This is a genomic window from Acinetobacter sp. YH12152 (assembly GCF_013418285.1).
Taxonomy (GTDB): Bacteria; Pseudomonadota; Gammaproteobacteria; order Pseudomonadales; family Moraxellaceae; genus Acinetobacter; species Acinetobacter amyesii.
The window spans coordinates 1-22,204 of sequence record NZ_VPCH01000054.1; the positions used below are offsets into that span (position 1 = coordinate 1).

Below are 22,204 nucleotides of genomic sequence, written 5' to 3' on the forward strand. Positions count from 1 at the left end.
AGCAATGCCGTCAGGTCATTGCAGATCGGCAAGCGCATGCGGTGATTCCACCTAGAAAAAATGCGAAACCATGGAAAGATACAAAGATCAGCTCGCTAGCGCGAAATGAATTACTTCGAACAGTTAAACGTTTAGGCAGGACATTATGGAAAAAATGGTCCGGCTATCATTGCCGAAGTTTGGTCGAAACTAAGATGCATTGCATCAAATTATTGGGGGATAAACTCAGTGCAAGGAGTTTTGATAGCCAAGTGAATGAAATTCATGCACGTGTAGCAGTCCTCAACAGATTTACGGAATTAGGTCGACCACTTACCCAAGTTACGCCTTAAATTTGGCTCAATTAGGGGGGGCTTTGTATTTCAAATCTTTGTGCAACAAAGCCCATTCAAACCTAAAGCTTGCGCCATCTTCATTGATGCATATTCAACTTTTGCATTATCAAAGAGGTCATCGGATTTATTGAATTTCGCAATCCACTCAATGCCTTTGTGCTGTACGACCACTTTAGGTCGCGCACCCCCCATTGATGACCCATGGTGAATGAGTTTTGATAAATAATTATCGGTCATCATGCTGATCATGTTCGGGTCTTGGTGCTGATCAACTGCTTTAGATAATTTTAAGTAAGCCTGTAAGTCAGAGAATTTAACAAAGGATTCTTTGCCAACGGTTTTGACCGCTTTAGAAGACAAACTCGCCACTAAGCACCCAACTGCATTACCACGTGCCGCAATAAGCCATTCAATTTGATTGAGTGGTACGCGAGTGTGCTGGGTTAACGTAAGCTTACGACCCCAATTGTCGGGCGTAGCATCTGCAAGTACGCCAAAGCCATCTTTAGCTGCAGTGGTGTACGCCGTGTTGGGTGTAATAAATGGTAGGTTAATTGGATCAAGCTCAAATGAGTTATTGAGATCCAAATAGCTCTTACCATAAATAAAATTATAGATTGAATCTTTGAGCGCATATTGAGCAACAACTTGCGGCGTATCGCCTGTATCCAAAAAAATGTAGCAGCTCTTAATTTCTTCTTGCATGGATAGGTTTTTAGAAGTCATCACTCATATCCTCTGATTTATTATTAGCGCGGACTCGAACTTTTTTGGTAGCGAGTGCTTTTCCAACTTCGTCATTTTGTGGGTTCGCAATACTAAGCAAACTGTCTTCCAAGCCAAATACAACGAGAATGGAAATAAGATTTTTTAGGTTAGAGCTGGGTTTGCCGCTTTCAAGTCGTGAGATTGTCTTTTCATCCACATGCACACGGTTAGCCAATTCGCTAATCTTCATATTCCGGTTCATGCGTGCTGTTTTGATGTTACTCCCGATCTGAACCAACAGATCTTCAACACCCTCAAGCATAAAATCACTTGCTGCTCTTTTCATGAAAAATCTCCTCAATAAGGTCATTATATACCGATTAACCGACTTAAGCAGTATTTTATGGGTGTTTATTCAAGGTATATTTTAAGGGCTTTTATGCTATTGAGCCTATTTGCAGGGTTGGTGCATAATTTAAATTGACTTGAGAGGAAGTGCGCTGTGTAAGTGCGAGAAATAAAAGAAAGGTAAAGTAATGGATCAACCGAAAATTCTTTTGGAAATGGAGCAATTTTGTAAAACCAATAACCATGTAAGGTTAATGGTCAAGGAGATATGTCGTTATCCTGTGGGTGAATGCGTCATGGAGCGTATGTCATTAAAAACGCAGGCCATACAGCGCATAGATGACATAGTAATGTTTCACAGGTTTGCGATGTCCGCGCATAAAAATAATGGTGAAGTTGTTGACTCTGTATTTGAACAATTTAATTCAGATTGCGGTAACTTGTTTGATGATATTGAGGATGATCTAGAGATGGTATCTGGGTTTAGAATGGTATCGCCAAACTTTAATCACAAAGAGCAAAATCGCCGTGTGGGTTCATTGGCTGATGAGAGTTTAGTGATTAATTTGTGGGCCACAATTGAGCAATTCACTAATCGCTGTTTAGGTTTGTATTATCCGGGTAGGCGTTTATCGCACAAATGGCATGAGATTGAGAACTACTTACGTGATCGTGGATTAAATGTGTCTAATGCACTTTCATACCAGCTGATTGATGAGCTTCGGGTTTTAAACAATGTGATCAAACATTCTTATGTTGTAGATAAAAAATTGGCTAATTATAAAAATTTTGCAGGACTACAGGGTAAAACAATAGATAGGGTTAGGTTGAAGACATTTGATTACACTTTGGCTGCATATAGTTTTATTAGTTTAGTTATCTGCCGTACTGCTGAAAGTGAGTTTTATCCAATAACCGATCAAGATGATATTGAAGAAGCTGAATACTCAAAATTACTGAATTTTAATAATCGCGTGGCATTAAATTAATCCCTAAACATTGATTTTTTGTTTAACAGCTGAGTACGAAGGTGGGTTGCATCTGCCATAAGAAAATTCAGGCAAGATTGATGACCACCTTTTGATAAGACGTTGGGTAGATTGTGACTCGCATCTGCAATGTTTGAAATTAAATCTAATTTTTGCTTATCGGTAAGCGTTCTGAAGGCTGGACCAGCTAGATGACGGATCGTGACAAAGCTTTCACCAAGTAAGCGCAACACTTCAATATCTTCGCTATGCAGCTCAATTATTTCCTTGTCTGCAGGTGTACTATTTTGGGTGTCGTTATGATTTGAATCGTGCGGTTTCATGCAAGTACATCAATGCGATATTTATCATTTAAAATAACACTTATTATTCTAAAATACAAACTTCGTTTAGTACATAAAATGGTACTAATGTGCTAAAATATGCTCGTTAGGTACAAAAAATGGTATTAAACAATGGTCTTTAGATCTACAAGTTCAAGCCATGCAAAAGCTTTAGAAATTGGTGAGCGTATCAAGCAGGCTCGGCTTAATAAAGATTTAACTCAAGTTGAGATATCTGAGATATCCGGCTTAGAGAGACGTGTAATTATTAATGCTGAGAAAGGGAAAGTCACACTGGAAAATTTGATCGCATATTTGGATGCTCTAAACATGAGGGACCAGATAGATCTGTTTTTACCGCCCCAACCAATATCGCCAATTCAACTCCATAAGTTGCAAGGTAAAGAGCGTAAAAAGGCTTCGGGTGAACATAAGGCTAACTCGAACAACAAGAAAATATTAACTGCGAATAAGGATGATTTGGGATGGTGAGAGATACAGTTAGCGTTGAATATCTTGGTATGGATGTTGGGGTGATGGCGTATACAGAGGGGCAGCCAAGTGCCTTTGAATACTCTAAGACATTTCTAGACAGTGGTATCGAGCTTTCTCCGCTGTTTATGCCTTTGGGTGAGGGTGTTTATTCATTCCCAACATTAAACCCTGAGACATTTAAGGGGTTGGCAGGCTTATTTGCTGACTCGCTGCCTGATGACTTCGGTAATCGAATTTTAAATGCGTGGACAGCACGTAACGGTCGATCTCCTGACTCTATCACCCCATTAGAACGCCTGAAATATACAGGTAAGCGTGGTATGGGTGCACTGGAATATCACCCTGTAAAAGCCATGACAGGCTTTAATGCATCTCAACAAGTCGAAATTCTTGAATTGATTAAAATAGCTCAAGATGTATTGGATACTCGTTCATCTTTAGAGGTTGATCTTAAGAATGATGGTGCAGAAGACAAGGATGCTATGCTTGCGCTTCTATCCGTAGGTACAAGTGCAGGTGGCGCACGCCCTAAAGCAGTACTTGCATTTAATGAGGATTACAGCCAAGTCCGTTCAGGTCAAACAGATGTTCCAGATGGCTTTACGCACTACTTGATGAAGTTTGATGGTGTGAGTGAGCATAACGTCAATAAAGAAACTTTTGGTGATCCTATGGGCTACGGCACAATGGAGTATGTTTATCATCAAATGGCCGTAAAATGCGGTATTGAAATGATGCCATGTAAGTTGCTGCAAGAGGGTGATCGTCAACATTTCATCACGCAGCGTTTTGATCGCGTGGGTAATGAGAAGATTCATATTCAATCCCTGAATGGATTGGCGCATGTGGATTATAAAAAGCCGGGGTCTTTCTCTTACGAAGAAATATTTAACGTGAACCGTCATTTGCGTTTGACTGCAGCCGAGGCAGAACAGTTGTTTAGACGCATGGTATTCAACGTGGTATCTCGTAACCACGATGACCACTCAAAGAACTTTGGCTACATGCTTGTAGATAATCAATGGAAATTGGCACCAGCTTATGACTTGGCATATAGCTATAAGCCGAACTCTTTTTGTGTAGATCAACATTGGATGACTCTTAACGGAAAACGTGACAATTTTGAAATGGCTGATTTCCTGTCATTCGAGAAGTTAAGTCCAATCTTTAGTGAACAGCGGATTCGTCAGATCTTGGAAGAAGTTATTGAGGCGGTTTCAAGTTGGACATCTCTCGCCGTGCAATCAAATGTGCCAAAGGTGCTGATTGAGCGCGTTGAGCAAAACCTACGCTTGAAATTCTAATTTATCTTTATTACCAAATGAGCTGCTTTCGGGTGGCTTTTTTTATATATTCACGTGGGCCTAGATCGATAGGTTTGGACTCGCGTTTATACCAAGGCTGAAAAGAATAAAAAAAGGCAGATGATTAACTGCCTTTCTTTATTTCATAAACTGCTAGCTGGGTTAATTATTTGCAATTAACTCACTTTTCATTGTTTTAAGAGCTTTTGCGGCTTCAGCATTACCTTGATTAGCCGCCTTAGTGTACCAGTCCAATGCCTTTTTATAATCTTTAGGTACAACATCACCTTTATCGTACATTGACCCAAGAACATATTGAGATTTGTCATAACCTAAATTGGCTGCTCGTTCAGTGTTAGAACCCATTTAAAGTGTCTATATTCTCACCAATAAAAATGTCTAGTTTATGATGGTTTTTATCACCATGGACTGGATATAAATATAGATGCTTATCACTATGTCTGACAAAGAAATTCAACGGCTTGCAGTTCTGCAAGACGTTCGAGATCATCGTATTACCCAGGTCCGTGCTGCTGAAATCCTAAATCTTTCCACCCGTCAAATTACCCGGTTATTGCAGAAGCTCAATCAAGATGGTGTCTCAGGTATGGCACATGCCAGTCGTGGTCAACCTGGCCATCGTCGCCATGATGACTTGTTAAAATCAAAGTGCCTTTCCATTATTGCTGAACATTTGCTGGGCTTTGGACCTACCTTGGCGCATGAGAAGCTCAGCAGCATGTTTGACCTGAATATCCCGGTAGAAACGCTTCGGCGCTGGATGACGGCCAATGACCTGTGGATTCCGCGATCCAAGCGCCTGAAGCGTCCATATCAGCCACGTTATAACCGGGATTGCTTCGGTGAACTGATCCAAATTGATGGCTCATATCATGACTGGTTTGAAGGTCGAGCTGCAAAATGCTGCTTGTTGGTTTATATCGATGATGCTACTGGAAAGCTGTTGCATCTGCGCTTTTGTGAGGCTGAAACGACCTTTGACTACATGCTTTCAACCCGAGCCTACATTGAACAATACGGCAAACCTCTAGCCTTTTATAGCGACAAGCATTCGGTATTCAGAGTTAATCAAAAATCCAGGCAAGACAGCCAGATTACGCAATTTGGGCGGATTCTGAATAATTTGAACATCGATATTATCTTTGCCAACTCACCCCAAGCCAAAGGTCGTGTGGAACGTGCCAACAGAACCCTTCAGGACCGTCTGATCAAAGAGATGCGCCTGGAAGGCATCGGTTCGATTGCAGAGGCCAATATATGGTTACCCTGCTTTATTGAGCAGTTCAATCAGAAGTTCGCCAAATGTGCGCGAAACTCAAAGAACCTGCATCGGCCATTAAGCGAATCTGATCTTGAACTGGATGATATTTTTACCTGGCGTGAACTCCGCAGGGTTACGAACAGCTTGACGATTACTTATGATAAATGCGTATATATCTTGGGAAAACAGCGAAGAAAATCAAAGATTGGTCGGCAAGTATCTTGAGTTCCTGGAATATCCGGATGGTACTGTAGCCATTGAATATCAGGGAAGAAAAATCAATTACAGCATCTTCGATAAATTAAGTCAGCTCAATCAACGAGAGATTGTTGAGAATAAACGTTTGGGTTCTGTGCTGGCACATATTCAACAACAGCATGAACAACTGGAACACCAAAACAAACGCAATCGTTCTCAAAAGATGCCACGAAGACAAGCACAGAAAACAGCGATTGAACAACGAAATCTGAATCCTGTGCTTGACTTGGAAATGTCCATATAGGACATTTCTATTTGGTTATTAGGGCAGCAGCTCTCGTTTTTTAATGTGGAAACTGCTAGAATACTTGTACGCCATTGACGTACATAGAATCTATGTTATTCATTGAAACTAGTATCTTTACCAAGCAAATCAAAGACCTTGTATCTGATGAGGAATATCGTCAACTTCAACAAGATCTATTGGTTCAACCTGATAAAGGTGACTTGATCAAGAATGGTGGTGGCATTCGGAAAGTACGTTGCGCTCAAGGTAATAAAGGTAAAAGTGGCGGTATCAGAGTAATTTACTATTGGGTAAATGAGGATGATCAAATCTTTTTCTTGGTGGCTTATCCAAAATCTGTAAAAGATGATCTAACGGATAAAGAAACCGCCATTCTGCGCCAACTCGTGAAGGAGCAATTTCATGGATAACAATTTATTTGATGACTTGGTCGCTTCGATTAAAGAAGCTGGAGCAATCAAACGCAAAGAGATCAAAGCAAGTCGAACAACCGAACTTGAATTACCTGATATTAAGGAAGTCCGAGAAAAAACTGGTTTAAGTCAAAGCGAATTTGCTGCACGTCTCCACATCAGTCATCGCACCCTGCAAAACTGGGAACAAGGCCGACGCTATCCGACAGGACCAGCGGCAACATTAATTAGAATCTTAGATGCACATCCTAGCCTTATTTAAAAATATTCATTAAAAATGGGAGCTTAGCTCCCATTTTTTGTGTTATTCCCCAATTAAAATGTCTATGCGATAAACTATTTAAAATGTCCTATAAAAAATGAGCTGATTAATTATCATATTCGGCTCTTGTTATGAGCCGAATAAGTGCTATATTCAACTCATCTGAAATTTTAGATGAGCGATTGAAAATGCAGAAATGGATTTGGCAAACAGAAAACTGGACAAATTTTACATGGCTAGATTCAGTTATCTTACCTAAAACCAGACAGATACATCAAAAAATAGGGATTATTCTGGGGCAAAGTCAGCATGATTTAGCAAAAGAGCAATTCACCCTAGATACTCTGCTTGCCAATCTTGTTGCTTCATCTGCGATTGAAAACGAAACGATCAATGTTTTTTCACTACGATCATCTCTAGCTCAACGCTTAGGTGTCACACTTGAACAGCCTTATCCAAGCTCAGATCGATCAGAAGGTTTAGCCAATATCATGCTAGATGCGCTTAACGATGTTAAGCAACCATTGACTGTTAATCGTCTCATGCAGTGGCATCGTTGGCTTTTCAATGACCCAGATTGGACAATGCAACGTTTACGCATTGGTCAACTCAGGGGATCAGAGCCTATGCAGGTCGTTTCAGGTCGATTGGACTATCCTAAAGTGCACTTTGAAGCACCGCCAAGACAAGGCTTAGAAGAACGCTTAAATGCCTTCATAGATTGGTTTAATCAAAGTCTAAATGATTCATTGCTTGATCCTCTGTTACGTGCAGGTATTACCCATTTATGGTTTGTTACCCTACATCCTTTTGATGATGGTAATGGACGTATTACACGTACACTTACAGACCTTTCTTTAGCTCAAATGGATGAACAGAGCATTCGTTTATATGCTATGTCTACTGCGATATTGAATAAACGTAAAAGTTACTATGAGATATTAGAACAAACTCAAAAAAATGATTCTGATATCACCGATTGGCTAGTTTGGTTTTTAGATACATTGAATGATAGCCTTGAAAAAACCTTAGTACAGATCAATCGGACATTATTTAAAAGCCAGTTTTGGCATAAATATTCAAATTTAGCCCTGAGTGAAGAACAGCGCAAAGTCCTCAATCGTTTATTAGACGGTGGGGAAAATGGCTTTGAACATGGTATTAGCGCGTCACAATATCAAAAAGTTGCTAAAACAAGTAAGGCGACAGCTACTCGTCATTTATCTGACTTACTTGAGAAAGGTTGTATCGTCAAATTGGAAGGTGGGGGACGTAATACACGCTATCAGATCAATACTCAGTTATAGAAATTTAAGCCATAAAAAAAGCCCGACATCCTGTCGGGCTTTTTCGTATTGGTTCGCTTGGCATGACTCCTGTCGTACCGCCGATCCTTGTGCGATTATTTATTTTTATTCTGCGGAACGTCCTGTTCTCTTATGACTTCATGATATTGAATACAAGGGATTGTGAATATCCGCAAAACCCCTAAATACATGTGCGCTCAGGCGTACAAAATTGGCGGATTTTTATCCCAAGAGTTGTCCGCAGAAATTGGGGATAATTTAAGCCAGCGCTGGCTTGATAACGCAGAGAAAAATGACAAATTGATTAAATATTGATCAATTTTATTGGCAAGAAGTATCAAAATTGCTTAAAAAGAAACCGACTTGTTTCCAAGTCAGTTTTTTGTTGTTTTTCAGGGGGATGAAAAATTTTTAACTATATGAAAAACAAGGATATTTTAAAAAGCTGTTATTCACCAATTAAAATGTCTATGCATTTCGTATAATATAGATTATGTTAAATTAAGTATACTTGAATATTAGCGTTAGTGTATCAAGCATTAAAATTTAGCGCCTACATTCAAAGGCGCTTTTTTATTAAAACTTAATTTTTTTCACTATAGAGGCTTTCATTAAATTTGAAGCGTACCGGGTTTGTCGGAGACATTTTTATTTAAGTTAGGCCACCTGACCTAACGGGTTAATCTTATCATAGTACATTGCTTCAAACTCAAAAGGAGGTACATAACCCAATGCGCTGTGTACACGCTTTTTGTTAAACCAATCTACCCAATTTAATGTCGCAAGTTGTACATCCGCTAAACCTTGCCAGTCTGCTTTTAAATATTCAATCACCTCTGTTTTGTATAACCCATTCACTGTTTCAGCCAAAGCGTTATCGTATGAATCACCATTTGTACCGACTGACGCTCGTGAATTTGCTGCTTCTAGACGATTGGTATAGCGACTGGAAAGATATTGCACACTTCTATCGGAATGATGAATCACATTCTTTGGCATCCCTCGATCATGCAATGCTTGCTCAAGTGCATCGAGCACCATATCTGTATTCATCCGTGTAGATACTTTCCATCCAACAATTGCTCGTGAGAACACATCAATAATAAAGGCGGTATAGACCCAGCCCGAATGAGTTTGAATATACGTAAAGTTACTCACCTGAGATACCGTCTTGGTAGTCAATCAGGTTTTGAGATTATTCGACCAATAAATAATCTCTTTGATAGGCAGTCAGATGTTTTAAAACGCCATAACACCTTGTATACCTAGCTTCTGTATCAATCGAGCAACTGTACAACGTGCGATAACATAACCTTCACGTTTCAATTGTTGCCAGACCTTAAGCACACCATATCGGCCTGAACTTTCTTTCCAAATTCGTTTAATTTGTTCAGCATGATGCTCATCATGTAGACTTCGTTTCGCTCGATGTTCTGGATTGTCAGCGAGATCTAAAGTTCGTTAATAGGTTGAAGCTGAGATCGGTAAAATCCTACAAATCGCATCAACACCGTATAACACTTTATTATTATGGATGAAATCCATCATTATTTGTGTGGGCGGTCGAGCTCCGCCTGGGCGAAAGCACGCTTTAATTCTTTAATTTCACGTTCCATTTGCTTCATTTTTTCTTGATCAGATATCTGTTGTACTTTAATAGGATTTTGCTGATCTAAATGCTTTTGATGCCAGGCACGAAGTGTTTCAGGAGTACAACCAATCTAACGGATGGCTCTAGTCCTCCTATTTTTCAAGTCAATTTCTTATCCGCGATTCGGGTTATATAGAAACTTTTTAGATGAATATTCAATCTTCTAATATTTTATTAGCAATTTTCAAATGTGATTCTGCACCTTTTAGATAAACTTACTCGTGTATATGAATTTTATCGTATAAAAATGGGAGCAAAGCTCCCATTTGACTTCTAGCTACTTTTCTAAATTTTGGCTAAATAAAATTTTTCTCTTTAGCACCTTCTGAATCTAAATAGTTCTCTAAAGAATCATCGAGAGCTTCTAACCAAGGCGTATGATGTGGTCTTGCCATTTTTCCAGTCATAACTGAACGATACGTTTTATCTCTAAATTCCATAATATTTTCTTTCTTGTGCTTTTTCCATTGCATGAAAATATTATGCACCCCATCAACGTCAAAATTAGGGTAATCTGTTTCACTAATTAAATATTTCACATATTCACCTTGGAAACGTGCTTTCTTTTCATCTGTACTTAGAGCTTTCTCTTCTAAATGCTTCTTCTCAGTATGATGTTGCATTTCCATGATATTTGGCAAAGAAATTTTACCTAATATGATATCTCTAACATACCAAGCTTGGGCATCAAACATATTGAAGGTATACCATTGATCTTGCATACCTAGATAAAATAAACGGGGATTTTTTTCCCATACCACACCTTGGTAAAGATCTAGTGGATATAAACAATTGTGTGTTCTTAAACGCAATTTATCTTCGATAAATGGGAAATGATGAAGATAACCAGTACACAAAATAATCGCATCAACTTTTGCTGAAGTACCATCTCCAAAATAAGCTTTACGTTCATCTACACGTATTAGCTGTTTTTTCTCAGACCAATTTTTCGGCCATCTAAAATCCATCGGTTTGTTACGATAACAACTATAGATTTGCTTTGCGCCATATTTGTAGCATTGTGAACCGATGTCTTCAGCCGAATAGCTACTGCCCACAAGCAGTACCGTTTTATCTGCAAATTCACGGGCATCACGAAAATCATGGGCATGTAAAATACGACCATGAAAACGATCAAAGCCTTTATATACGGGTACTTTTGGTGTCGAAAAGTGCCCTGAGGCTACAATCACATAGTCAAACTCTTCCACATAGTGTCTTTGGTTCTTGTAATCTTCTACTTCAACAGTAAATTTCTTTTTATGTTCATCGTAGCAGACATGCTGCACCGCGGTATTGAATCTGACCAAATGTTTGATCTTGGCTTTTTCCGCACGACCCTTGATATAATCCCACAACACTTCTCTTGGTGGGTAAGAGGCGATGGGCTTTTTAAAATGTTCGTCAAACGTATAATCCGCAAACTCTAATGCTTCTTTTGGCCCATTAGACCACAAGTAACGGTACATACTGCTATGAACGGGCTCTCCATTTTCATCTACACCTGTACGCCAAGTATAGTTCCATTGCCCCCCCCAATCACTTTGTTTTTCAAAACATATAATTTCGGGAATTTCTAGACCTTTGGCCTTTGCTGATTGGAATGCTCTTAATTGTGCCATGCCACTAGGACCTGAACCAATAATTGCTATTCTAGTCATCGCTATCTCCATTAGTTTTAATAGCTTCGCCTATCTCCAATTTTGATTTTATTTAGGATCGTAAGAATAGTTTATGTACAAACCTAAATTTATAGATTAAGGATAATCCACTCAAAATAGGATGCGAAGTAAAAAAAAATATTGTAGGCTACATTTATATTGGATATATAACATACAGAAAAGAATAAAAACTATATCATAAAAACTCATATAAAAATATAATATAAATAATAATATTAGATATAATAATTTAACTTCTAAATTTTTTTAATTTAATTTTGAATCAAAAAATAATCAAAACTTTTAAAATCATATAGTTATGAAATCTTTGTGCAACAAAGCCTTCCTAAAGTAAACTGAGCTTCTGAAAGTCCTTTTTTTGACGACTCCTCAAAATATTTTAATGCTTGTACATCATCCTGCTTTACGTACTTACCTTCTTTATACATAACTCCGAGGTTATACAAACCTATTTCATCATTTTTCTTCGCTGCTTTTTCAAACCAATAAAATGCTTTTTCATAATCTTGATTCACCCCTACCCCATCATAATACATACGAGCAACTTCAGTTTGAGCTTTTGAATGGCCTAGCTCAGCTGACTGCATCAGTAATGAAAAAGCTTTTTTATAATTTTTTTCCTTACCATTAAGACCTAGGTAGTAATCACCAGCTTCAACATACAACTGCTCTGAACTTTTATTATCTACATGTGTACCTTTTTGAAAATTACTTTCTTTAGTACAAGCGGCAAAAAATAGACACATTATTGTACAAAATAATATCAATCCATTTTTTTTCATACTCTTAACCTAACCTTTAATCTGCACCAGATGGGTGATTTGCTGATCCAAGATCTTTTCAGTGGTAGTCCGATTCAGCAATTGCCTTAAGGCCTAGATATAAAAAAGCCCTGAGGGGCTTTTTTATATCAATTAAATAAGATTCGGCATAGAATTCTTCCCACAAATTTCAACAATCGTGAAATTGAAACGGATCACCACATGGAGAGAATTAAACTGATCCATTATAGGCTCTTTATGCTAATTCCCCTGAAATGTAAGCACGCATTTTTTTGTATTCAAGTTAGTCTGGTAGACTATAATTATCTAGAGTTCCAACTTAAATAAGCAAGTCCTGTAAAAAAAGCGATCGCTAAACTAAATAAAATCAATCCACTCAAAACTATAACTAAAACCTGTGTCCCTTTAAATGTTAATGGTTCAAGATGACGCTGTTGTCTTCTGGAATCATAAGCATCAGCAATATCAATCTCACATTCTTTTTCAACATATGCAGGCCAGTTCGGGATTTTTGAAAAAAATAGTCCCATCCTTCTTAAAAATAAATTTGGCAACCAAAAAATACTATTTAAGGTGACCGATAACATATATCTTTCCTCTGGTCTTTTTTCTTGAACCCTTTCTACAATATCGTTAATCATGTAAACACGTTCAAAAGTTTCTTTAAAACTTGGCTTTCGATTATAAACATCAAAAAACTCTGGAATCGCTACATCAATCTTTTCTAAATCATCACCTTGCATATAGGCTTTAAAAAATGCTAAATGCTGATCTATAAGATTAGGTTCATATATAGGTGCCAAAAATGGAAAAATGATTTCTTCTTCGACGATATTTTCTGAATTAACTAGGCTTCCTCTTAACTCTATTTCATCCCCTTCTTTAACCGCGGAAAAACGTAAATCCTGCCAATTCAGTTCAATAATTTTTTGTTGCTGGGGTGAAAAAGCGTATACTTTTTGGGTTTTGCGGTTAAAACGAATAGGATAATGCGTGTAACCAAATAGATCATATTTTGCCATTTGGTAATTGGAATAAATTAAGTACAGTATTCCTGGTATAAAAATGCCCAACCCGACTACTAATAAATATTCTTGCGCTAAAATAACTTTATAAAGACCATATAAACATACAAATATACCTAGTATTAACACCCCCCACATCGGAAGTGCCAATGCGGTGGCACGTCCACGAATAAACTCCCAACTATCCATCACTTCCACAAAGGTAGAATTAAAACGAATTACTTGACGGTGGGGATAGAGCTGATCAGTGTTTAACCTTTTGATATCAATTTCCCGCAGACGCAAACGACCATTTTTATTCGGAACCCCTATCTCAAAGGGTTGATTCAATGTGGTGAATTTGGTTTCGTAGTCTTCTCTTAACATTTTTAAAGTTACTCGTAAATTTTTTCAAACTCATTTTTTTCGGTAGCTAGACTCCACTTTTCACTCTCTTTACCCCATGCCGAAGCTTCCAGAAAATTTCGTATTTCTCTTTTCTTTAACTGATCAATTCCATAACTAATCACTACTGATACATCAATTAAAATTAAACCCCAATAGCTAAGGCGCAAGCCTAGTAACATAAGACTGCTTCTCACAAAAGCATGTGTTGTCAAAAGTACAACAATTGCGTTGATACCGTATAATGTCATAATTGCATATTGATCTTTCTTAAATGCATCATTTGCCTTAAAGATTTCAACGATTGCTAAAAGTATCGCACCACCATATAAACCACCACAAGCAATTCTCTTGGCCCAACCTTTTAAATATCTTAATTTTGCTGATTCACCAACCTGCAACATTTTCATTTTAAGCTGACGGTCTAACACATCCGCAACCTTGCCAAATGTTGCTGCAATTACTCCAATAAAATTAGTCCCCGTTTGTAAATTCACTCCTGTAACCATGCGTTACGTTGTGCTAAACCATCTAGATGGCCAAACACTACAAATTGGAGAGCGCTTAACCATACGGCGTAGTCATGCTCACCCAGTACAACCAATAGATTTTCCTGAAAGATTTAAAGGGGTAATTAATCCAAACTTTGACAACTCTGTCCGCTGTGTAGTAAACCAAACTAAAAAAATTATGTAGTCTCACCCAATACAGCTATATCAAGTTTGATGGAGTTGTATTTCCTGATTTTCAAATAATGCATACGTTAAATGACATTCATTCCCGAGTCGAGACACATGTTTTAAATATATTAATAATGGCATTTTTACATGTTACAAAATACTTGATCTTTATGTCCAAACTACTCATGCTAATTGTCATATCAAACAAACAAGCAGTTCGAGTTGTCCAGTGTAATCCCCCTATAGATCAATATCCCCTTGGTTTCGAGTTAAGTCGAGTTTGAGATATGCTTGCATGACCTTGATGTAAACTTAAGCTGTTAGACCTATTCAGAGTGGCTCAATAAATAACAAAAACTCTCTTTTTGAGATATTAAATTTTCTTTATTCTTTGGCAATATTTTAACAACTCTATAATTTTTAAGAATATGATCAATCAAAACCTAACCATTATTTTACTATCAACCTTTGCTTTAAGTGCATGCGCAAAAACTACCAACGAGACTCAAGCACCTTCTAATCATCAAAATAATGCTTCTCCCGAATTACAAGCACAAATTCAAAAATTGCTAGAAAAAACCAAGAAGAATATGATTTTTGTTGAAGGTGGCTCGTTTATGATGGGGGATTTTGATCATTATGACAGCAGGATTGATAGCAAACCTGTTCACAAAGTAACTCTAGATAGCTTTAGCATGTCTGCTTATAAAGCCACATATGCAGATTTAGACATATACAGTGCTGCAACCAATACACCCAAAGTGGTCTCAACTGAATCCTTATCTTCAAAAGCAAGATATCCTAACTCGTCTGCTGGTGTCTCTTGGCAAGAGGGACGAAATTATTGCCAGTGGTTAGGTATACAGCTAAAACTTGACATAGACCTCCCGACCGAAGCCCAGTGGGAATATGCAGCCCGCAATAAAGGCAAAAAGATTCATTTTCCAACCAATACCGGTAAAATTGAAGATGGAGTAAATGTGTGGAGTTTTGAGCAACGTATACAGTTACGTAAAAAATATAAAGCACCTAAGTCACTTATCTCTGAAGTAGGACAATACCCACCTTCAGCTCTAGGTTTTTATGATTTAACGACAGACAATTACGAATGGATGCTCGACTGGTATGCAGCAGATTACTATCAACACTCCCCAGAAAAAAACCCGAAAGGCCCTAAAGCAGGAACTGAGAAAGTCCTCCGTAGTGCTAAACCTCTAGATGGCCAAACCTTGCAGATGGGGGAGGGTTTAACTGTACGGCGTAGTCATGCTCACCCAGTACAACCAATAGATTTTCCTGAAAGATTTAAAGGGGTAATTAATCCAAACTTTGACAACTCTGTCCGCTGTGTAGTAAACCACACTAAAAAAATTATGTAGTCTCACCCAATACAGCTATATCAAGTTTGATGGAGTTGTATTTCCTGATTTTCAAATAATGCACACGTTAAATGACATTCATTCCCGAGTCGAGACACATGTTTTAAATATATTAATAATGGCATTTTTACATGTTACAAAATACTTGATCTTTATGTCCAAACTACTCATGCTAATTGTCATATCAAACAAACAAGCAGTTCGAGTTGTCCAGTGTAATCCCCCTATAGATCAATATCCCCTTGGTTTCGAGTTAAGTCGAGTTTGAGATAATGCTTGCATGACCTTGATGTAAACTTAAGCTGTTAGACCTATTCAGAGTGGCTCAATAAATAACAAAAACTCTCTTTTTGAGATATTAAATTTTCTTTATCTCTTGATTGTATTTGCTTTATTTTTTGGCAATATTTTAACAACTCTATAATTTTTAAGAATATGATTAATCGAAATTTAGCCATTATTTTACTATCTACTTTTGCTTTAAATGCTTGTGCAAAAAGTGCGAATGAGCCACAAACTCCTTCTAATAATCAAAAAAGTGCTTCTCCTGAGCTACAATCCAAAATTCAAAAATTGCTAGAAAAAACCAAGAATAATATGATTTTTGTGGAAGGTGGTACTTTTATGATGGGAGATTTTGATCATTATGACAGCAAGATTGATAGCAAACCAGTTCACAAAGTAATTCTGGATAGCTTTAGCATGTCTGCTTATAAAGCCACTTATGCAGATTTAGACATATACAGCGCTGCAACCAATACCCCTAAAGTAGGCTCAACCGAGTCTCACTCTTCACAATTTAGATATCCTGTTTCTTCTGCAGGTGTTTCTTGGCAAGAGGGACGAAATTATTGCCAATGGTTAGGTACACAACTAAAACTTGACATAGACCTCCCGACCGAAGCTCAGTGGGAATATGCTGCCCGCAATAAAGGCCAAAAGATTCATTTTCCAACCAATACAGGAAAAATCGAAAATGGCGTAAATGTATGGAGTTTTAAACAGCGACAAGCATTATTTCATGAATTTAAGTCTATTGGTGCTGAAATTTCTGTAATAGGCAGATACCCAGCTTCAGCACTAGGTTTTTATGATTTAATTACAGACAACTATGAATGGATGCTTGATTGGTATGCAGCAGATTATTATCAACATTCCCCTGAAAAAAACCCGAAAGGCCCTAAAGCAGGAACTGAGAAAGTCCTCCGTAGTGCTAAACCTCTAGATGGCCAAACCTTGCAGATGGGGGAGGGTTTAACTGTACGGCGTAGTCATACTCACCCTATTCAACCAGTAGATTTCCCTGAAAGATTTAAGGGAGTAATCAATCCAAACTTTGACAACTCTGTACGCTGTGTAGTAAACCAAACTAAAAAAATTATGTAGTCTCACCCAATACAACTCTATCATGTTTGATAGAGTTGTATTTCCTGATCTTCAAATGGCGCTAGAATATCTAAATTTGATGCTAAAATAGCAGTATTGTCTGCATAACCACCCATATAATCTAACTGTTTAAATTGCATATCATCTTGATTTTTTTACAATTAAATGATTCAAAGGGTAACCTTGTATCTTTTTTGCCTGTTTACGGTATTTCAGGAAATCTTTTAACCATTGGTTCTCTCGACCACCTGCGTAGTCTTGCCGCGAATTGAGCGCAATAATAATATCTTCAGCAATACTGGCATCTTCACCATAGTTTAAAAAGCGAATAATATCCCCTTCAATTTTTTGCATATTACTTTTGGACTGGGTTTCAGCACGAGGATGCACATGTTAAATGACATTCATCCATTCCTGTGTGGAGATAAAGGTTTTAAATATATTAATAATGGCATTTTTACATATTACAAAATACTTGATCTTTACGTCCAAACCACTCATGCTAATTGTCATATCAAACAAACAAGCAGATCGAGTTGTCCAGTGTAATCCCCCTAGAGATCAATATCCCCTTGGTTTCGAGTTAAGTCGAGTTTGAGATAATGCTTGCATGACCTTGATGTAAACTTAAGCTGTTAGACCTATTCAGAGTGGCTCAATAAATAACAAAAACTCTCTTTTTGAGATATTAAATTTTCTTTATCCCTTGATTGTATTTGCTTTATTTTTTGGCAATATTTTAACAACTCTATAATTTTTAAGAATATGATTAATCAAAACCTAGCTCTTATTTTATTATCTACTTTTGCTTTAAGTGCTTGTGCAAAAAGTGCGAATGAGCCACAAACTCCTTCTACTAATCAAAATAGTGCTTCTCCTGAGCTACAATCCAAAATTCAAAAATTGGTTGAAAAAACCAAAAAAAATATGATTTTTGTGGATGGTGGCACCTTTATGATGGGGGACTTCGGCCCACTCACACGTAAAGATAAACTGCCTATTGTTGGACTTTATGCTGCCATGCCTGCACATAAAGTGACCCTTGATAGCTTTAGTCTAAATGCATATAAAACCACATTCGATGATTTTGATATTTATACAGACAGTTTAGGTTTACCTCGTATAAGTATGGAAAAAATAACTAAAAAGCTACGCCAACCTATGGCACCAGCAGGGATCAGTTGGCAACAGGCATCAGATTATTGTCTATGGTTAGGAAAACAAGTCGGTATCCCTATGAATTTACCTACTGAAGCCCAATGGGAGTATGCTGCCCGAAATAAAGGACAATATGTCATATATCCTACAGACAATGACAAGTATGAAACAGGTCGTAATGTCTGGAGTGATGAGCAAAGAGATCAAGTCAGTAAAAGTTTAAATTTTAGTGCTACTGTTCCTTTGCTAGGTCATTTCCCACCAACACCTTTAGGGTTCTACGATATGGCAACCGATAACTATGAATGGATGTCCGATTGGTTTGATCCACAGTATTATAAAAACTCACCTGAACTCAATCCACAGGGTCCTAAGTCGGGTAAATTAAAATCCGTAAGGAGTACACGTCAAGAAGGAGCAGCACAAAGTTTAGCTATGGGAGGCAGTGTTACTACGATTTATAGGGATGGAATGGAACAAAATCATCAATCAACTAGCCCCAATGTAAATCCAAATAATAGTACATCTGTGCGCTGCGCTTCCAATTCAGCGAAACCTTTTCCTAAGCAATAAATTTAAATTTTCCAACATCGGATGGCTTATGCCATCCGAGTTTTATCAACATCTTTGTGACTATACATATCCAAATCTAACTCTTCGATTGGTTTGGGTGCTTGTACTAAAAAAACTTTCAGGTTTCTCTAAGCCTTCAGCTATTTGTATTTGTCTAAACTCAGGTGAGTCAATACAATGCTTATGTGACTTTAATGCAGGCGTTGGGTGGTAGCCCGATTCAGCAGTTGCCATAAGTCTAGATGTAAAAAAAGCCCTGAGGGCTTTTTTTGATTCAAGATATCAGAATCTTAGAATGTACCATTTCAATATTTTGCAACTTGCCTTCAATTTTTTTCATTTTTCGTGTCAAAATAGTCTTCAGGAAAAGGGTCTTTTCCTATCAAAACATCTCTATATTTCATCACACTCGGGTAAAAGCCTTCACTATCTATAAGTCTAGATTTATATAAATCTTGTTCCTTTACATCTGAAAAATTTAGCTGTTCAAATACGTTTTCTGAAATTTGTGCTAATTCTCTCAAGTTATTTTTACCCAATAAAAAACAAAACATTAGGAAAAAAGAAAAAAGAAAACTAACTGAATAAAAAATAAAAATATTAAATTTTATTCTATCTGTACTAATATCATCGATATTAAAATATTGAAAAATAATAATAAAACTAAATAAAATACAAAAAACTATAGACATTATGGTCGCAGTTTTAAACAAAGATAAATATGTCTTGTTTTTAGATCTACCCATCTCATATGGCATATGTAACAAACCTTTTTTAGGATCTAAAGCTGCATATACAAAATGGTATCCTTCCTCTTGCTCTTCACTTATGACCATGATTAAAGGTGTATTATTTTTAAACTTTACACCAGTGAACTGACCAACAACGCGAATTCCGTTAACCTCACCTCTAAAAGTCTTTCCGTCTCTACCTTTTGCAGCTAATGCCATAATGGGCGCGTTACTCATTAAGGAAGTACTACCAGCCAGTGTACCAATTAACGAAGTATTCGCAGCATGTTTACCTAAATTACCAATGGACAAAATTTTAGAGTTTTCTACTTCAAGATTATTAATACGACCTTCAATTTTTATCATTTTCATTGTCAAAATAATCCTTTGGATAGGAATCTTTACCAATCAAACTTTTTCTATAATCTAAAACACTGACATGTAAACCTTCTTCATCGATCAGATATGAGTTAAAAAGATTTTGATTTTTAGGTTGTTCAAACTCTAATATTTCAAAAATTTTCTCACTGTATCGACCTAAAAAACCTACATTATCTTTACCAATTAAAAAGCTAAATAGTAGACCAAACGAAAATATAAATGACACTAAATAAGAAATTATTAATTGATTTTTAAAGTCTACGATATCTTTTTCATTATCAGCATTTGAATAACCTACCAAAGCAATGATAGTAAAAAAAAAGCATGAAAATATGCTTAGTACTATTGCCCATTTAAGTAAATGTAAACAATGCTTTTTAAATGAACGCCCAGAATCATACAACATATGAAGAATCCCTTTATTTGGTATTAACACTGCATAAGCTAAATAAAACCCTTTATCTTGCTCTTCACTAATAATGATAACAACTTGATCCCCTTCATTAAATTTTACTGTAGTAAATTGCCCAATAACATCAATCCCATCTATTTTAAAAGTAAAAGTTTTTGCTCTCCTACCTTTTGAAGCGAGAATTAATATTGGGGCTGCACTTAAGAGTGAAGTACTTTCTGTCAATACTCCTAGCAGAGCTGTAGTTGCGACTTGTTTACCAATATTTTTAAAAGGCTGTATAACAGAATCTTCACATTTAAGGCCTTCTATTTTACCCACAATTTTTTTTGCATTAATCATTTATATACTCTGTAAGGCCTCACTAAATGCCTTATCCTCCTCCAATATATTCTTAAATTTACTTTTATCTAAACCAAAAGCTGATTTACTACACCAATTCTCAAGTTCGCTATCAAAAGGCTTTGTTGCACAAAGATTTCATAACTATATGATTTTAAAAGTTTTGATTATTTTTTGATCCAAAATTAAATTTATTTAAATCAGATGCTTACATATTTATGCAACAAAGCCCAGTCATCCTAATGAAATCCATACACTTATAGCCATGTTAAACAAATACACAGAATTAGACCGACCTCATACCCAAGTTAATACTTGAATAAGATTAACTCATGGATAACCTATCTTTAAAATTTTTATCTAATTAATAAAGTCAAATAAACCTATTAAAAAAAATATAAATAAGTTATCACAAATACTCCAACTCTATATTTTCCAATTCATCATTGCGGCAATAATTTACTTTTCCTTCACTATAAGACAAAATGACTAGCCATTTTTTTTGATTAAATGGTAAAACCTCATTACCTGCAAAATTTCTATATTTTTCTTTTTCTGGAAATAGTGCACCCAAATAAATTTTCTCACCAAAACAATATTCAAAAAAATTATTTTTAGCTGATATTTTTCTCCACCCATCTTTTTTTAATTTATTATCAATTTGTGTAAAATCACTTAAAGGAAGGTCAGACTTATTTATTTGAATCACTGAATATTTATTATCAATTTTATCTATTAAGACTTCTTCATTGGGTTTAAAATCTTTAAAGAATTTATAATTAATTGTTTTAAAGTATTCCCCTTCTTTAGTAACTTTTGTATTTATACAAGATACTAATATAAAAATACTCATTAATAATAGAATTAGTTTTGAAATAATCATTTTCTATTAGCCTTATTTAAAAATTCAATTTGATAAATACGCTGACTTGAAATTACACCTTCCGACATATCAATTCTTGGGCTACCGCCACCCATCTCAATTCCAATATAGGCAACCACTTTCTGCTTATTGTTTAACAAACTCAGGTTATTTACATTAACAGTTATTTTTTTTGATTGATGTCAAGCAGATATAAAAGTAAACCTACTCATTAAAAATATAAAAAAATATTTCATAACATTTCCTTTAATCTAAATAAACCTTGTCCACCTAAATCTATTGCATGATAGCCTATTTTTCTTGGTACTTCGGGCAATCTACTTAGCAAACGAAGAAATACTTTATTTATCTGCTAATTCGTAAGCGTCCGCTGAACCCCATGCCTATTTTTTAATTCGATTTAGGTTTCCAGCGGTGTGGTAGCAATTCTTCAATCTGAGTCACTTTATGTGTCGGCAACCTTTTCAGCACATCACTTAAATAG

The 22,204-nt window shown here is 36.5% G+C and carries 23 protein-coding genes, 3 pseudogenes and 1 other annotated feature; of the genes and pseudogenes, 12 read left to right on the forward strand and 14 right to left on the reverse strand.

What is annotated here, in order from left to right; translation table 11 throughout:
• A partial coding sequence (locus FTU83_RS14480) for a transposase (protein ID WP_180107043.1) occupies positions 1-332 on the forward strand: 332 nt, incomplete at its 5' end.
• A gap of 30 nt (positions 333-362) precedes the next feature.
• Here the strand turns inward: FTU83_RS14480 and FTU83_RS14485 are convergent.
• Complete coding sequence (locus tag FTU83_RS14485) at positions 363-1,061, reverse strand: HipA domain-containing protein (protein WP_180107045.1); 699 nt, start codon at positions 1,059-1,061, stop codon at positions 363-365.
• Positions 1,051-1,389: a helix-turn-helix domain-containing protein gene (locus FTU83_RS14490; protein WP_180107047.1), complete on the reverse strand. Its 339-nt coding sequence runs from the start codon at positions 1,387-1,389 to the stop codon at positions 1,051-1,053. The genes FTU83_RS14485 and FTU83_RS14490 overlap by 11 nt, the downstream gene beginning before the upstream one ends.
• A 190-nt stretch (positions 1,390-1,579) precedes the next feature.
• Here FTU83_RS14490 and FTU83_RS14495 point away from each other — a divergent pair, with 190 nt between their 5' ends.
• Entirely contained in the window at positions 1,580-2,380 is an 801-nt protein-coding gene (locus FTU83_RS14495) for a hypothetical protein (protein WP_152873596.1), read from the forward strand.
• Here FTU83_RS14495 and FTU83_RS14500 read toward each other — a convergent pair.
• Positions 2,377-2,703, reverse strand: a complete 327-nt coding sequence (locus FTU83_RS14500) for a hypothetical protein (RefSeq protein ID WP_111886072.1) — start codon at positions 2,701-2,703, stop codon at positions 2,377-2,379. The two genes, FTU83_RS14495 and FTU83_RS14500, sit on opposite strands and share 4 nt — an antisense overlap.
• Before the next feature lie 132 nt (positions 2,704-2,835).
• On the opposite strand from FTU83_RS14500, the gene FTU83_RS14505 reads away from it, so the two are divergent.
• Together FTU83_RS14505 and FTU83_RS14510 are read left to right on the forward strand one after the other, a co-directional pair.
• Positions 2,836-3,195, forward strand: coding sequence for a helix-turn-helix domain-containing protein (locus FTU83_RS14505; protein ID WP_180107049.1), 360 nt, complete (start codon positions 2,836-2,838; stop codon positions 3,193-3,195).
• Positions 3,189-4,502: a type II toxin-antitoxin system HipA family toxin gene (locus FTU83_RS14510; protein ID WP_180107050.1), complete on the forward strand. Its 1,314-nt coding sequence runs from the start codon at positions 3,189-3,191 to the stop codon at positions 4,500-4,502. Before FTU83_RS14505 ends, FTU83_RS14510 begins: the two co-directional genes overlap by 7 nt.
• A 162-nt stretch (positions 4,503-4,664) precedes the next feature.
• On the opposite strand, the gene FTU83_RS17725 is transcribed toward FTU83_RS14510, so the two are convergent.
• Complete coding sequence (locus FTU83_RS17725; RefSeq protein ID WP_180107052.1) at positions 4,665-4,868, reverse strand: SEL1-like repeat protein; 204 nt, start codon at positions 4,866-4,868, stop codon at positions 4,665-4,667.
• Between the two features lie 79 nt (positions 4,869-4,947).
• Here FTU83_RS17725 and FTU83_RS14520 point away from each other — a divergent pair.
• The 4 genes and pseudogenes from FTU83_RS14520 (at position 4,948) to FTU83_RS14535 (ending at position 8,271) form a co-directional block, all read left to right on the forward strand.
• Positions 4,948-6,286, forward strand: a pseudogene (locus FTU83_RS14520) (ISNCY family transposase).
• 92 nt (positions 6,287-6,378) lie between these two features.
• Entirely contained in the window at positions 6,379-6,699 is a 321-nt protein-coding gene (locus FTU83_RS14525; RefSeq protein ID WP_111861355.1) for a type II toxin-antitoxin system RelE/ParE family toxin, read from the forward strand.
• Entirely contained in the window at positions 6,692-6,964 is a 273-nt protein-coding gene (nadS, locus tag FTU83_RS14530) for a NadS family protein (protein WP_111861356.1), read from the forward strand. The genes FTU83_RS14525 and nadS overlap by 8 nt, the downstream gene beginning before the upstream one ends.
• Positions 6,965-7,152: 188 nt before the next feature.
• Positions 7,153-8,271: a Fic family protein gene (locus FTU83_RS14535; RefSeq protein ID WP_180107054.1), complete on the forward strand. Its 1,119-nt coding sequence runs from the start codon at positions 7,153-7,155 to the stop codon at positions 8,269-8,271.
• A 657-nt stretch (positions 8,272-8,928) separates the two neighbouring features.
• Here FTU83_RS14535 and FTU83_RS14540 read toward each other — a convergent pair.
• The 5 genes and pseudogenes from FTU83_RS14540 to FTU83_RS14560 all read right to left on the reverse strand — a co-directional run.
• A pseudogene (locus tag FTU83_RS14540) lies at positions 8,929-9,992 on the reverse strand (IS3 family transposase); the annotation flags it as partial.
• Positions 9,745-9,862: a sequence feature (AL1L pseudoknot), on the reverse strand. It overlaps the preceding pseudogene by 118 nt.
• Before the next feature lie 226 nt (positions 9,993-10,218).
• On the reverse strand, positions 10,219-11,583 hold the full coding sequence (locus tag FTU83_RS14545; protein ID WP_180036244.1) for an NAD(P)-binding domain-containing protein: 1,365 nt from the start codon (positions 11,581-11,583) through the stop codon (positions 10,219-10,221).
• A gap of 317 nt (positions 11,584-11,900) precedes the next feature.
• Complete coding sequence (locus FTU83_RS14550) at positions 11,901-12,386, reverse strand: tetratricopeptide repeat protein (RefSeq protein ID WP_180107055.1); 486 nt, start codon at positions 12,384-12,386, stop codon at positions 11,901-11,903.
• 302 nt (positions 12,387-12,688) lie between these two features.
• Positions 12,689-13,777, reverse strand: coding sequence for a DUF6708 domain-containing protein (locus FTU83_RS14555; protein WP_180107057.1), 1,089 nt, complete (start codon positions 13,775-13,777; stop codon positions 12,689-12,691).
• An 8-nt stretch (positions 13,778-13,785) separates the two neighbouring features.
• Complete coding sequence (locus FTU83_RS14560) at positions 13,786-14,292, reverse strand: hypothetical protein (protein WP_257222643.1); 507 nt, start codon at positions 14,290-14,292, stop codon at positions 13,786-13,788.
• A gap of 611 nt (positions 14,293-14,903) precedes the next feature.
• Here FTU83_RS14560 and FTU83_RS14565 point away from each other — a divergent pair.
• Together FTU83_RS14565 and FTU83_RS14570 are read left to right on the forward strand one after the other, a co-directional pair.
• A complete protein-coding gene (locus FTU83_RS14565; protein ID WP_180036154.1) occupies positions 14,904-15,854 on the forward strand; it encodes an SUMF1/EgtB/PvdO family nonheme iron enzyme in 951 nt (316 codons plus the stop codon).
• Positions 15,855-16,289: 435 nt separating this feature from the next.
• On the forward strand, positions 16,290-17,240 hold the full coding sequence (locus FTU83_RS14570) for an SUMF1/EgtB/PvdO family nonheme iron enzyme (protein WP_180036155.1): 951 nt from the start codon (positions 16,290-16,292) through the stop codon (positions 17,238-17,240).
• A gap of 141 nt (positions 17,241-17,381) precedes the next feature.
• Here FTU83_RS14570 and FTU83_RS14575 read toward each other — a convergent pair whose 3' ends face one another.
• Positions 17,382-17,630, reverse strand: coding sequence for a hypothetical protein (locus FTU83_RS14575; protein ID WP_180036156.1), 249 nt, complete (start codon positions 17,628-17,630; stop codon positions 17,382-17,384).
• 375 nt (positions 17,631-18,005) lie between these two features.
• On the opposite strand from FTU83_RS14575, the gene FTU83_RS14580 reads away from it, so the two are divergent.
• The gene (locus FTU83_RS14580; RefSeq protein WP_218945832.1) at positions 18,006-18,971 is read left to right on the forward strand and encodes an SUMF1/EgtB/PvdO family nonheme iron enzyme; all 966 of its coding nucleotides are present in this window, start codon (positions 18,006-18,008) and stop codon (positions 18,969-18,971) included.
• Between the two features lie 158 nt (positions 18,972-19,129).
• Positions 19,130-19,207 (forward strand): annotated as a pseudogene (locus tag FTU83_RS17515) (hypothetical protein); the annotation flags it as partial.
• A gap of 90 nt (positions 19,208-19,297) precedes the next feature.
• On the opposite strand, the gene FTU83_RS14585 reads toward FTU83_RS17515, so the two are convergent.
• The 4 genes from FTU83_RS14585 to FTU83_RS14600 all read right to left on the reverse strand — a co-directional run.
• The gene (locus FTU83_RS14585) at positions 19,298-20,074 is read right to left on the reverse strand and encodes a putative type VI secretion system effector (RefSeq protein ID WP_257222644.1); all 777 of its coding nucleotides are present in this window, start codon (positions 20,072-20,074) and stop codon (positions 19,298-19,300) included.
• Complete coding sequence (locus tag FTU83_RS14590) at positions 20,055-20,837, reverse strand: putative type VI secretion system effector (protein ID WP_180107059.1); 783 nt, start codon at positions 20,835-20,837, stop codon at positions 20,055-20,057. The genes FTU83_RS14585 and FTU83_RS14590 overlap by 20 nt, the downstream gene beginning before the upstream one ends.
• Positions 20,838-21,246: 409 nt before the next feature.
• A complete protein-coding gene (locus tag FTU83_RS14595; RefSeq protein ID WP_180107061.1) occupies positions 21,247-21,720 on the reverse strand; it encodes a hypothetical protein in 474 nt (157 codons plus the stop codon).
• A gap of 390 nt (positions 21,721-22,110) precedes the next feature.
• A partial coding sequence (locus FTU83_RS14600; RefSeq protein WP_179993438.1) for a transposase domain-containing protein occupies positions 22,111-22,204 on the reverse strand: 94 nt, incomplete at its 5' end.